This is a genomic window from Pseudomonas sp. MF08831, assembly GCF_059862645.1.
The window spans coordinates 116,474-127,986 of record NZ_JCBCUX010000007.1 but is presented as its reverse complement, the minus strand read 5'-3'; the positions used below and the strand labels follow the sequence as shown (position 1 = coordinate 127,986).

The 11,513-nt window shown below is 59.9% G+C and carries 12 protein-coding genes; 8 read left to right on the top strand and 4 right to left on the bottom strand.

Translation table 11 applies throughout. The annotated features are described in order from the left end of the window. The first annotated feature begins 4 nt into the window (after window positions 1-4). The gene (locus AC19YS_RS16550; RefSeq protein WP_071489954.1) at window positions 5-172 is read left to right on the top strand and encodes a DUF2474 domain-containing protein; all 168 of its coding nucleotides are present in this window, start codon (window positions 5-7) and stop codon (window positions 170-172) included. Window positions 173-238: 66 nt separating this feature from the next. Here AC19YS_RS16550 and AC19YS_RS16545 read toward each other — a convergent pair whose 3' ends face one another. Both AC19YS_RS16545 and AC19YS_RS16540 read right to left on the bottom strand, forming a co-directional pair. Beyond that, window positions 239-1,363, bottom strand: a complete 1,125-nt coding sequence (locus AC19YS_RS16545; protein WP_119740973.1) for a methyltransferase — start codon at window positions 1,361-1,363, stop codon at window positions 239-241. Between the two features lie 166 nt (window positions 1,364-1,529). Beyond that, entirely contained in the window at window positions 1,530-2,240 is a 711-nt protein-coding gene (locus tag AC19YS_RS16540) for a helix-turn-helix transcriptional regulator (RefSeq protein ID WP_200623910.1), read from the bottom strand. Between the two features lie 456 nt (window positions 2,241-2,696). Here AC19YS_RS16540 and AC19YS_RS16535 point away from each other — a divergent pair, with 456 nt between their 5' ends. After that, entirely contained in the window at window positions 2,697-3,473 is a 777-nt protein-coding gene (locus AC19YS_RS16535; protein ID WP_500602250.1) for a ferredoxin--NADP reductase, read from the top strand. 58 nt (window positions 3,474-3,531) lie between these two features. Here the strand turns inward: AC19YS_RS16535 and mscL are convergent, their stop codons facing one another. Next, window positions 3,532-3,948, bottom strand: coding sequence for a large-conductance mechanosensitive channel protein MscL (gene mscL / locus AC19YS_RS16530; RefSeq protein WP_106579295.1), 417 nt, complete (start codon window positions 3,946-3,948; stop codon window positions 3,532-3,534). A 287-nt stretch (window positions 3,949-4,235) separates the two neighbouring features. Between mscL and katB the strand changes: the two genes are divergently transcribed. Genes katB through AC19YS_RS16510 form a run of 4 tightly spaced genes read left to right on the top strand, consistent with a single transcriptional unit; the run spans window position 4,236 to window position 8,540 of the window. Further along, entirely contained in the window at window positions 4,236-5,777 is a 1,542-nt protein-coding gene (katB, locus tag AC19YS_RS16525; RefSeq protein ID WP_500602249.1) for a catalase KatB, read from the top strand. Between the two features lie 58 nt (window positions 5,778-5,835). Further along, on the top strand, window positions 5,836-6,375 hold the full coding sequence (locus tag AC19YS_RS16520; protein ID WP_106579293.1) for an ankyrin repeat domain-containing protein: 540 nt from the start codon (window positions 5,836-5,838) through the stop codon (window positions 6,373-6,375). A gap of 35 nt (window positions 6,376-6,410) precedes the next feature. Further along, complete coding sequence (radA, locus tag AC19YS_RS16515) at window positions 6,411-7,778, top strand: DNA repair protein RadA (protein ID WP_017139308.1); 1,368 nt, start codon at window positions 6,411-6,413, stop codon at window positions 7,776-7,778. Between the two features lie 27 nt (window positions 7,779-7,805). After that, window positions 7,806-8,540: a hypothetical protein gene (locus tag AC19YS_RS16510; protein WP_178125294.1), complete on the top strand. Its 735-nt coding sequence runs from the start codon at window positions 7,806-7,808 to the stop codon at window positions 8,538-8,540. Between the two features lie 4 nt (window positions 8,541-8,544). Here the strand turns inward: AC19YS_RS16510 and AC19YS_RS16505 are convergent, their stop codons facing one another. Then, window positions 8,545-8,913, bottom strand: coding sequence for a PilZ domain-containing protein (locus AC19YS_RS16505; protein WP_106579292.1), 369 nt, complete (start codon window positions 8,911-8,913; stop codon window positions 8,545-8,547). 173 nt (window positions 8,914-9,086) lie between these two features. On the opposite strand from AC19YS_RS16505, the gene AC19YS_RS16500 reads away from it, so the two are divergent. Beyond that, window positions 9,087-11,153 (top strand): carbon starvation CstA family protein, encoded by a 2,067-nt coding sequence (locus AC19YS_RS16500; protein ID WP_106579291.1) that lies wholly within the window; start codon window positions 9,087-9,089, stop codon window positions 11,151-11,153. A gap of 15 nt (window positions 11,154-11,168) precedes the next feature. Further along, window positions 11,169-11,366, top strand: coding sequence for a YbdD/YjiX family protein (locus AC19YS_RS16495; RefSeq protein WP_003194308.1), 198 nt, complete (start codon window positions 11,169-11,171; stop codon window positions 11,364-11,366). Window positions 11,367-11,513: the final 147 nt, after the last annotated feature.

Here is an 11,513-nt window from a genome sequence, read left to right as displayed (position 1 = left end):
TTTCATGTCCGGCAAACCTTCGTTGCACGAGATCGAACAGGCCGAGAAACAGCCGTTGTGGCGGCGCCTGGGGTGGCTGGCGATGATCTGGACCGGCAGCGTGCTGGCCCTGTTTGTCGTGGCCAGCCTGATGCGCATGTTCATGAGCGCGGCGGGCTTGACCACCCACTGACATCCCAATCCGGGCCTCGCGGCCCGGCTTTTCAGCCCTGCCACTCGCAAGAGCGGCAGGGTTTTTTTATTTGCGCGCTTTGAGAATCACAAACTTTGGCGTGGCCGCGACTTGCTCGACGCCACGGAACAGCTTCGCCAATTTGCTGTGATAGCCCAAATGGCGGTTGCCCACGATATACAGCGCGCCACCAACGACCAGGGCATCACGCGCCTGCTGGAACATGCGCCAGGCAAGGAAGTCACCGACCACCTGCTGCTGGTGGAAGGGCGGGTTGCACAGCACCACGTCCAGCGACTGCGGCGCCTGACCGGCCAGGCCGTCGTCGGCGCGCAGGGTGACCGCGCGAGCGCCCAGGGCGGCCTGCCAGTTCTCGGCCGCCGATTGCACGGCCATGTAGGACTCATCCACCAGCGTGTACTGCGCGTCGGGGTTTTGCAGGGCGCTGGCGATCGCCAACACGCCATTACCGCAGCCAAGGTCTGCCACGCGGGCGCTGCCGAGGTTGTTCGGCAGGTGCGGGAGGAAGGCGCGGGTGCCGATGTCCAGGCCTTCGCGGCAGAACACGTTGGCATGGTTGAGCAGCTCGATGGCCGGTGCGTCCAGGGTGTAGCGGGTAGGGTAGGGCGACACGGCGGTTGGGCGAGCATCTACGGTGGCGATCAGCAGCCGGGCTTTTTTGACCGCAAGCGAGGCGTGCATGGGCCCTATGTAGCGCTCCAGCAGTTCACCGGCGGCCCGTGGCAGGTGTTTGATCATCGCCCCGGCGATCACTTCGGCGCCTGGCGCCAGTTGGCCTTGCAGGCGAATCAACTGTTCTTCGAGCAAGGCCAGGGTTTTCGGCACGCGGATCAGCACGCGGTCGAAAGGCCCGGTGGCTACGTGCGAGGCTGGCACAAACGCCACGGCATCAAACGCCTTGGCGTTGCGCACCAGGTTTTTCTCAAGGCCAAGGGCTGCCAGAAACGAATCGCCACTGGAGGTCACCTGCACCTGGCCTTCGAGGCTGGCCGCCAGGGCGCCGAAGCTGTCATTGAGCACCAGCACGCGGGTTGCCGAATTCAGCGACTGTTCGGCCAGGTAGTTGAGCAAGTACTCATCGGCGGCATCAAAGGCCTGCAGCGGGTCATTGTGTTGCTCTGGCTGGCGGATCAGATCGAGCTGGGCGAAGGGGCTGTCAAGCAGGGGCATGGCGGGGGAGACTCTGGTCATCGATGGGCGTTCGACGGGCGTGGTACCCGGCGTAACCGTCTGAGTGTACGGCGAGGCGGCACCCAAGGCGCAGCGTCAACACTCAGAATTGGCCGTAAATGTTACGTTTTTTTCAAGGGGATTACATGCGGTGTTTCCAGGTTGGCTAAAACCACCCCGCTTTTGAGGCGCGCAGTACAGCCGCGATCTTGTTGGTAACGCCCAGTTTCTTGAGGCAACTGCTGATATGAAAGCCCACGGTCCGCTCTGACAGGCAAAGAATCGTGGCGATTTCCGAGGCGGTCTTGCCGATGGCTGACCACCTGAGAATTTCTATTTCCCGTGGGGTCAGTTTGCAGGGCGGCGTGATACTGGGTGTGTCGGCATATGTTTGCGCTACGACGGCGTGCATGGCGTGACATAGCCACAGTACCTGGCCTGCTTTTTCGTACAGTTCTTCAGGGCTGACGCTGCCGGTACTTCGGCCCAGGGTCAGCATGCTGAACACACCCTGGAAGTCATGCACGGCTTGAGTCCATCCCAGGTGCACACCAAACGATTGGGCCAGCGTCCATAGATTCGGCGCGGTGCTGAACGCTTTTTCATCCCAGACCAGCGGCATTACGCTGCGTTTGCAGTGGGCGACTATGGGATCCACATCAAAAAAATGCGCTTGGTTGTACAGTGCATTCCATTCATTTGGATAGTTGTTTAATCGAATAGGTTGTGTCTGGTTGGCAGGTTGTTGGGAACTCATCGTAAATGAGCAATATTCAAAACCGAGCTGGAAAGTTTGATTGACGATCATCTCGTAAACAGTGGTGATCTTGTTCTCGCCTTCCAGTTTTGGGAGTCTCGTGTTGCGCCAGTTAACCATAGGGTGAATCTCCATGGGGTAGGTGTGAGTTGGGGACGTCCTGGCTCCCAATGCGCCACGAACAGGAGTGTAGGATAAAGCCCACATACTGAGATGAAAAAGTTGTCAGAAAGATCGGGTATTTATACTTGTTGAGCTTGTACAACAACTGAGTTTTTGTGGAGGTTAGTTGTTGGGTGAAGAAAACTTATTGAATTTAACAGGTTGTGGAAATGGCCTATTCAGGGCTGTTTTTATGAACGCCATCATCTAATGGCCTATTGGATGAGGGGCGATAGCTAAATAATTAGTGTGAGCACCAAAACCCCGGCGACGGTGCAATTGCGTTGAAAGCATCAGCGTTTCATTGGCGTTACATTCGCGAATGCCCGAGCAATGAAAATGCCAGTACAAACCACCGGTGTTTCCCAACGCCGCTTTGAGGGACACTAGGGCACCTGTTCAACGGAGCCCCCCATGACGGCCAGTGCTGAGAAATTTACCCGCCAGACCTTGCTCGATGTGCAATCGCTGACCCCCAGCCTGTTTACTTTGCGTACCACTCGCGACCCGGGTTTTCGGTTTACCGCCGGCCAGTTCGTGCGCCTGGGGGTGACCAAGGCGGATGGCAGCACCGTCTGGCGGGCTTATTCGATCGTGTCCTCACCGTTTGACGAGCACCTCGACTTCTTCTCCATTGTTGTTCCGGGCGGCGAGTTCACCAGTCAATTGAGCCGCCTGCGAGTGGGCGACACCTTGATGGTCGAGCGCCAGGCCACAGGCTTTCTGACGCTGAACCGATTTGTGGACGGGCGAGATTTGTGGCTGCTGGGCACTGGCACAGGCGTGGCGCCGTTCCTGTCGATCCTGCAGGACTTCGAGGTCTGGGAAAAATTCGAGCGCATTGTCCTGGTGTACAGCGCCCGCGAGGCCAAGGAGCTTGCGTATCAGGAACTGATCCACGCGTTGGGCGAGCGTGAGTACCTGGCCGAGTATGCGCACAAGCTGGTCTACATCCCCACCGTCACCCGTGAGCAACACCCTGGCGCCCTGAGTGGTCGCATCACCACCTTGATCGAGAATGGCGAACTGGAGCGCGCGGCCGGCGTCGAGTTGACCCCGGAACACTCCCGCGTGCTGATCTGCGGCAATCCGCAGATGGTCGACGACACGCGTCAATTGCTCAAGCAACGCGACATGCAACTGAGCCTGAGCCGTCGCCCAGGCCAGGTGGCAGTAGAGAATTACTGGTAGTACGGCGCATAAAAAAAGGCGCCTGCAACAGGCGCCCTTTTTGCCAAACCAGTGCCGGTTAAAGCGGCTTGTCGTTCTGTGCCTTGAGCAAATCGCGGATCTCGCCCAGCAACACCTCTTCCTTGGTCGGGGTCGGCGGCAAGCTTGGGGCCACAGCCTCTTCACGCTTGAGGCGGTTGATCGCCTTCACGCCCATGAAGATTGCAAACGCGACGATCAGGAAGTCGACCACGCTCTGGATAAACTTGCCGTAAGCCAACACCACCGCAGGGACGTTGCCCTGAGCGGCCTTGAGTGTTATTGCCAAATCGCCGAAGTCCACACCACCGATCAGCAGACCGAGCGGCGGCATTACGACGTCGCCTACAAACGAGGAAACAATTTTGCCGAAGGCGGCACCGATGATGATACCGACGGCCATATCGACCACATTGCCTTTGACCGCGAAGGCCTTGAACTCACTGATCACGCCCATAGGTTATTCCTTGTTACAGATGAGAAGGGTGGAGGTCAGTGTAAGTCAGTCGTAGAGGGCTTGCGCGACACAACCGTTAACACTGTCAGCTTTTATCGACACATTAAAACGCAAATAGTTTGCAAAGTGCCACCAATCGCGCGCGAAATACTCGCTATTTCAGTGGCTTACCACCGTATTTTCTTAATCGTCCCGGTGGGGTTTTTCTATTTATCTTCTGCGTCGCGGGTCACTAGCCTCTGGCAAGCACAACTGAATGTGCACTAGAAAAACCAGAGGAAACCTCGATGAAGAATCCAATCAAGCGCCGCCCGGTTATCGCGCGACACGCGCTGATACTGGCGAGCGCCACCCTGCTTTCACTCTCCGTACACGCTGCCAACCTGACCCGCGATAACGGCGCGGCGGTGGGCGACAACCAGAACTCGCAAACGGCCGGCGCCAATGGCCCGGTGCTGTTGCAAGACGTGCAACTGATTCAAAAACTGCAACGCTTTGACCGTGAGCGCATTCCGGAGCGCGTGGTGCATGCCCGTGGCACCGGCGCCCACGGCACCTTCACCGTCACTGACGACCTCAGCGACCTGACCAAGGCCAAAGTGTTCGCCGCAGGCGAGGCCACGCCCGTGTTCGTGCGCTTCTCGGCCGTGGTGCACGGCAACCACTCTCCGGAAACCCTGCGCGATCCACGCGGCTTTGCCACCAAGTTCTATACCGCCGAAGGTAACTGGGACTTGGTCGGCAATAACTTCCCGACTTTCTTTATTCGCGACGCCATCAAGTTCCCGGACATGGTTCATGCGTTCAAACCCGACCCGCGCACTAACCTGGACGACGACTCCCGCCGTTTCGACTTCTTCTCCCATGTTCCAGAGTCCACTCGTACACTCACCGAGTTGTACTCCGACGCCGGCACCCCGGCCAGTTATCGGGAAATGGACGGCAACGGCGTACATGCCTACAAGTTGATTAACGCCAAGGGCGAAGTGCACTACGTCAAGTTCCACTGGAAGAGCCTGCAGGGCATCAACAACCTTGACCCCAAGCAAGTCACCGAAGTGCAAGGGCGTGACTACAGCCACATGACCCATGACTTGGTTACCCACATCAACAAGGGTGACTTCCCCAAGTGGGACCTGTACGTGCAAGTGCTCAAGCCTGAGGACCTGGCCAAGTTCGACTTCGACCCGCTGGACGCCACCAAAATCTGGCCGAACGTACCGGAGCGTAAAGTCGGGCAGATGGTGCTGAACCGTAACCCGGCGAATGTCTTCCAGGAGACCGAACAAGTGGCCATGGCGCCGGCCAACCTGGTGCCAGGTATCGAGCCCTCTGAAGACCGCCTGCTGCAAGGCCGGGTGTTCTCCTACGCCGACACGCAAATGTACCGCCTGGGGCCGAACGCCCTGCAACTGCCGATCAACGCCCCACGGGTAACCGTTAACAACGGTAACCAGGACGGCGCGATGAATGCAGGCAAAACCACTACCGGCGTGAACTACCAGCCAAGCCGCCTGCTGCCGCGCGAAGAGCCGCAAACCGCGCGCTACAGCCAGTCGGCGCTGTCGGGCAGCACCCAGCAGGCGAAGATCCAGCGTGAGCAGAACTTCAAGCAGGCTGGCGACTTGTACCGCTCGTACAACAAGAAAGAGCGTCAGGACCTGATCGACAACTTTGGCGGCTCGCTGGCCACCACGGATGACGAGAGCAAGCACATCATCCTGTCGTTCCTCTACAAGGCCGACCCGGAGTACGGCACCGGCGTGACCAAGGTCGCCAAGGGTGATTTGGCTCGCGTGAAAGCGCTGGCAGAAAAACTCACTGACTGACGTTGGTTCCGGTCGGCGCCCTTGCACGGGCGTCGACCCCTGGCAGGAGAACACCCCCATGCGTATTTCGATTGGTTTACTGATGGCGATGCTGGCCTTTGTCGCCCATGCCGAGTCGCCTGACCCGGTCGCGCTCAAGGCACAGCTGCAGGACTACTATTTCGATGCCGCCCGCCGTGGCGATATCGACATGCTCAACACCTTCATCGAGTCCGGCTACGGCCTCAACACCCAGGACGACAAGGGCTACACCGCGCTGATCCTCGCCGCCTATCACGGCCAGGGCCCTTTCGTGGAGCGCCTGCTCAGCGCCGGCGCCGACGCCTGCGTGCAAGACAAACGCGGCAACACCGCCCTGATGGGCGCAATTTTCAAAGGCGAGCTGAAAATCGCCCAGCGTCTGCTGGCCACTGACTGCAACCCCGACCAACGCAACGGCGCCGGGCAGACCGCGGCCATGTACGCCGGGTTGTTCAAGCGCGTCGAGTTGTTGGATGAGTTGAAAGCCAAAGGCGCCGACCTCAACGCTGAAGACCCGATCGGCAACAGCGCTTCACGATTGGCCAGTGGTGAAATCCGGACCCCGGCGCCGCGCTGAGCTATCATCGCGGTTTTTCGGTTGGAGGTTCTCAAATGGCAAAGGCCAAGCGCATGTACGGCTGCACAGAGTGCGGCGCGACCTTTCCCAAGTGGGCCGGCCAATGCACCGAGTGCGGCGCGTGGAACACCCTGACGGAAACCATGATTGAAAGCGGCGGCGCCGCAGCGCCCACCGGCCGTGCCGGCTGGACCGGGCAACAGGCGCAGATCAAGACCCTGGCGGAAGTCAGCGTCGAAGAAATCCCGCGTTTCTCCACCGCGTCCGGTGAGCTCGACCGCGTGCTCGGCGGCGGCCTGGTGGACGGCTCGGTGGTGCTGATCGGCGGCGACCCGGGCATCGGCAAGTCGACCATCCTGCTGCAAACCCTGTGCAGCATCGCCAGCCGCATGCCGGCGCTGTACGTCACCGGCGAAGAATCCCAGCAGCAGGTGGCGATGCGCGCCCGCCGCCTGGGCTTGCCCCAGGACCAACTGCGGGTGATGACCGAAACCTGCATCGAAAGCATCATCGCCACGGCGCGCATCGAAAAGCCCAAGGTCATGGTGATCGACTCGATCCAGACGATTTTTACCGAACAGCTGCAATCGGCGCCGGGCGGCGTCTCCCAAGTGCGCGAGAGCGCGGCGCTGCTGGTGCGTTACGCCAAGCAGAGCGGCACGGCGATCTTCCTGGTCGGCCATGTAACCAAAGAAGGTGCGCTGGCCGGCCCGCGGGTACTGGAGCACATGGTCGACACCGTGTTGTATTTCGAGGGTGAATCCGATGGCCGTTTGCGGTTGCTGCGGGCAGTGAAGAACCGCTTCGGCGCGGTGAACGAACTGGGCGTGTTTGCCATGACCGACCGTGGGCTTAAAGAAGTCTCCAACCCCTCGGCGATTTTTCTCACACGCGCTCAGGAAGAAGTCCCAGGCAGCGTGGTGATGGCTACGTGGGAAGGCACTCGCCCGATGCTGGTGGAAGTGCAGGCACTGGTGGATGACAGCCATTTGGCCAACCCGCGCCGCGTGACCCTTGGCCTGGACCAGAATCGCCTGGCAATGCTGCTGGCGGTGTTGCACCGTCACGGCGGCATTCCCACCCACGACCAGGATGTGTTTCTCAACGTGGTCGGTGGGGTGAAGGTGCTGGAAACCGCCTCCGACCTGGCGTTGATGGCGGCGGTGATGTCCAGCCTGCGCAATAAACCGTTGCCCCACGATCTGCTGGTGTTTGGTGAGGTTGGCCTGTCGGGCGAAGTGCGCCCGGTGCCGAGCGGCCAGGAGCGTCTGAAGGAGGCGGCCAAGCACGGCTTCAAGCGCGCGATTGTGCCCAAGGGCAACGCGCCCAAGGAAATGCCGGCAGGGTTGAAGGTGATCGGTGTAACCCGCCTGGAGCAGGCGCTGGATGCACTGTTCGAATAATTCATGGATCAGTCAGGGATGAGTGCAATGCACAACTCGAATCGCTGGGCAGCCGTTGCCCTGTTCATGGCCTTGGTTGGGTTGCCGATGGGTGCTTTGGCCGAGCCAGCCAAGCTGCCGGTCGGTTACCGATCGGCGCAGACGTTGGCAACGCAAGACGCCAGCGTGTTGCAGGTACTGGAAGACCAGCGCATCAGCGCCCAGTTGCACAAAGACAGCTGGGGCAATGGCCTGGATGAGGACTCGTTTGACGAGCCCGGTGATCTGGTTGAACACCCGCTGCTTAACGCCCGACTGCGCTTGCTGTCGGCGTCCGGAGAAGTGCTGGCAAGCGAAGAACTCGGCTACCCCTTGGCCCAGGTGGAGAAGGCCCCCATCAAAGGGCTGCCGGAACCTGTGTATTTTTTGACCATCGATCAAACCGCGCCGATGGGCAGCTACAGCGGCCCCGCGACACAGCTGCTGCTGCCGAGCCGGCAGCAACTCACGCCGCTGAATTACAAAAGCGCCGACGCTAAGGTCGAGCCATTGACCCTGGCGCAGACCGGCAAAGCCGCGTGGCAGATCGCAACGCCCGCCGAAGGTGGCGCGGATGAGTTGTTGCAAGTCTCGTCATTCATGGACGGTGACGGCGATGATGATTTTGCCACCCGGTTTGAAACCTACCGTTTTGTCGACGGGCAATGGCAGGCCACGTCGAGTCAGAAGGCGGGCTACTGGGACGCAGAAAACGAGTTCCCTGCGCGTACGGCGTTTCCCTGACGCGTCACACCTGCAGCAGTGCGCCAAGTTCGCGCTCAAGTTCTTCCTGATCGCCGAGGTTCAGTTCGATCAGCCGGCGTAAATGGCTGATCGAGTCCAGGTCGATGTGCTCGCACACAAACCCCAATTGCCCGTGATCGTCATGGGCCAGCTTCACCTGCATCTTTATATGCGCCTGCGGGTCAAGGCGGATATCCACGTCGAACGACTCCGTGCGATTGCCCTGCCAGTCATCCGGGCGCTGCACCAGCAAACCTTTGAGCGACAAGTCCACCAGTTGCACCGGCCAATTCCAGCCGTTCTGCGCAATGGTCGTTCGTGCATCGAAGGCGATACGCCGAAAACGGCGTCGATCAGACGACTGTTCGTTCATGTCAAATCCTCTGTGGATAGAAGGATTGTAGCCGTGCGCCATCATCGAGCTTTTATTTGTGCTTTTTTTGCCCGGGCAAGGCTCTAGACCAATGTAGGGGGGTGGCCTTTAAAGCCAACAGCGCTAAACTCGGACTGGCTGTCCTTTCTGTCCACCCTGGCTGGAATATAAAAATGAAAAATAATAATAGCCTGCTACGCCACCTACCCTGGCTGGTGCTGGCAATCGTAGGAGCGTGCGCCCTGGGCGTAGTGGCCTTGCGCCGCGGCGAGGCGATCAACGCCTTGTGGATTGTGGTCGCTGCTGTGGCCATCTACCTGGTTGCGTACCGTTACTACAGTCTGTTCATCGCAAACAACGTGATGCAACTCGATCCACGGCGGGCCACCCCCGCAGTGCTCAACAATGACGGTCTGGACTATGTGCCGACCAACAAACACATCCTTTTTGGCCACCACTTTGCGGCGATTGCCGGTGCAGGCCCGCTGGTCGGCCCGGTGCTGGCGGCGCAGATGGGCTACCTGCCCGGCACCCTGTGGCTGATTGCAGGCGTGGTGCTGGCCGGTGCAGTGCAAGACTTCATGGTCCTGTTCCTGTCCACCCGTCGCAATGGCCGCTCCCTTGGCGACATGGTTCGCGAAGAGATGGGCCGCATCCCGGGGACCATCGCGTTGTTCGGTTGCTTCCTGATCATGATCATCATCCTCGCGGTGCTGGCGCTGATCGTGGTCAAGGCCCTGGCCGAAAGCCCATGGGGCATCTTCACCGTAATGGCGACCATCCCGATTGCGATGTTCATGGGCGTGTACATGCGCTACATCCGCCCGGGCCGCATTGGTGAAATCTCGGTGATCGGCGTGCTGTTGCTGCTCGGTTCGATCTGGCTGGGCGGGCAGATTGCCGCTGACCCGGTATGGGCCAAGGCCTTCTCCTTCACCGGGATCCAAATCACCTGGATGCTGATCGGCTACGGCTTCGTTGCCGCAGTACTGCCGGTGTGGCTGATCCTGGCGCCGCGTGACTACCTTTCCACCTTCCTCAAAATCGGCACCATCATTGCCCTGGCGATCGGCATTCTGGTCACCATGCCAGAGCTGAAAATGCCGGCGCTGACCCAGTTCATCGACGGCACCGGCCCGGTGTGGAAGGGCGGCCTGTTCCCGTTCCTGTTCATCACCATCGCCTGTGGCGCGGTCTCGGGTTTCCACGCGCTGATTTCCTCGGGCACCACGCCCAAGTTGCTGGATAACGAAGTCAACGCCCGTTACATCGGCTACGGCGCGATGCTGATGGAATCGTTCGTGGCCATCATGGCAATGGTTGCCGCCTCGGTGATCGAACCTGGTGTGTACTTCGCCATGAACAGCCCCGCCGCCGTGGTCGGTGGTGATGTGATGGCCGTGGCACAAACCGTCAGCAGCTGGGGTTTTGCGATTACGCCGGAAGCGCTGCAAGCAGTGGCCCATGACATCGGCGAAACCACCATCCTGGCACGTGCCGGCGGTGCACCGACCCTCGCGGTGGGTATCGCGCAGATCCTGCACAGTGTGTTGCCGGGTGAAAACACCATGGCGTTCTGGTACCACTTTGCAATCCTGTTCGAAGCGCTGTTCATCCTGACGGCGGTTGACGCCGGTACCCGTGCCGGTCGCTTCATGCTCCAGGACTTGCTCGGCTCCTTCGTGCCGTCGCTCAAGCGTACCGAATCCTGGACTGCCAACCTGATCGCAACCGCAGGTTGCGTGGCAATGTGGGGTTACCTGCTGTACCAAGGCGTGATCGACCCACTGGGCGGCATCAACACCTTGTGGCCGCTGTTCGGTATTTCCAACCAGATGCTGGCCGGGATCGCACTGATGCTCGCCACGGTCGTGCTGATCAAAATGAAACGCCAGCGCTACATCTGGGTGACCATGCTGCCGGCGGTCTGGCTGCTGATCTGCACCACCACGGCGGGCTTCATCAAACTGTTCGACGCAAACCCTGCGATCGGCTTCCTGTCGCTGGCCAAGAAGTACAGCGATGCCCTGGCAGGCGGCCAGATCCTGGCGCCGGCCAAGAACATCGACCAGATGCAACACGTGATCTGGAACGCCTACACCAACGCAACGCTCACGGCGCTGTTCCTGTTCGTGGTCTTCAGCATCCTGTTCTATGCGCTCAAGGTCGGCGTCGCCGCCTGGGGCAACAAAGAACGTACGGATAAAGAAGCCCCGTTCCAGGCGGTTCCGGACGCGTAATCGAGGATTGCAACCATGTTCAATGACATCAGTCGCCTCGGTAAATACCTCGGTCAGGCCGCGCGCCTGATGGTCGGCATGCCCGACTACGACACCTACGTCGAGCATATGCAAACCAAACACCCGGACAAACCGGTGATGGACTACAAGGCGTTCTTCCGGGAACGCCAGGAAGCCCGTTACGGTGGCAAGGGTGGGCCCAAGTGCTGCTAGCCCGCCTGTCGGGTTAGCGAGTCCCCTTGTGGGGGCAGGGCTTTATGTGGGAGCTGGCTTGCCTGCGATGGCATCACCTCGGTCTGACTGAAATACCGAGTTGTCTGCATCGCAGGCAAGCCAGCTCCCACATTTGTTTTGTGTTCC

What these genes read in the sequence shown, in the direction of transcription:
- AC19YS_RS16550 (WP_071489954.1), top strand. Translation starts at nt 5, where the DNA reads ATGTCCGGCAAACCTTCGTTGCACGAGATCGAACAGGCCGAGAAACAG.
- AC19YS_RS16545 (WP_119740973.1), bottom strand. Translation starts at nt 1,363, where the DNA reads ATGCCCCTGCTTGACAGCCCCTTCGCCCAGCTCGATCTGATCCGCCAG.
- AC19YS_RS16540 (WP_200623910.1), bottom strand. Translation starts at nt 2,240, where the DNA reads ATGGTTAACTGGCGCAACACGAGACTCCCAAAACTGGAAGGCGAGAAC.
- AC19YS_RS16535 (WP_500602250.1), top strand. Translation starts at nt 2,697, where the DNA reads ATGACGGCCAGTGCTGAGAAATTTACCCGCCAGACCTTGCTCGATGTG.
- mscL (WP_106579295.1), bottom strand. Translation starts at nt 3,948, where the DNA reads ATGGGCGTGATCAGTGAGTTCAAGGCCTTCGCGGTCAAAGGCAATGTG.
- katB (WP_500602249.1), top strand. Translation starts at nt 4,236, where the DNA reads ATGAAGAATCCAATCAAGCGCCGCCCGGTTATCGCGCGACACGCGCTG.
- AC19YS_RS16520 (WP_106579293.1), top strand. Translation starts at nt 5,836, where the DNA reads ATGCGTATTTCGATTGGTTTACTGATGGCGATGCTGGCCTTTGTCGCC.
- radA (WP_017139308.1), top strand. Translation starts at nt 6,411, where the DNA reads ATGGCAAAGGCCAAGCGCATGTACGGCTGCACAGAGTGCGGCGCGACC.
- AC19YS_RS16510 (WP_178125294.1), top strand. Translation starts at nt 7,806, where the DNA reads ATGCACAACTCGAATCGCTGGGCAGCCGTTGCCCTGTTCATGGCCTTG.
- AC19YS_RS16505 (WP_106579292.1), bottom strand. Translation starts at nt 8,913, where the DNA reads ATGAACGAACAGTCGTCTGATCGACGCCGTTTTCGGCGTATCGCCTTC.
- AC19YS_RS16500 (WP_106579291.1), top strand. Translation starts at nt 9,087, where the DNA reads ATGAAAAATAATAATAGCCTGCTACGCCACCTACCCTGGCTGGTGCTG.
- AC19YS_RS16495 (WP_003194308.1), top strand. Translation starts at nt 11,169, where the DNA reads ATGTTCAATGACATCAGTCGCCTCGGTAAATACCTCGGTCAGGCCGCG.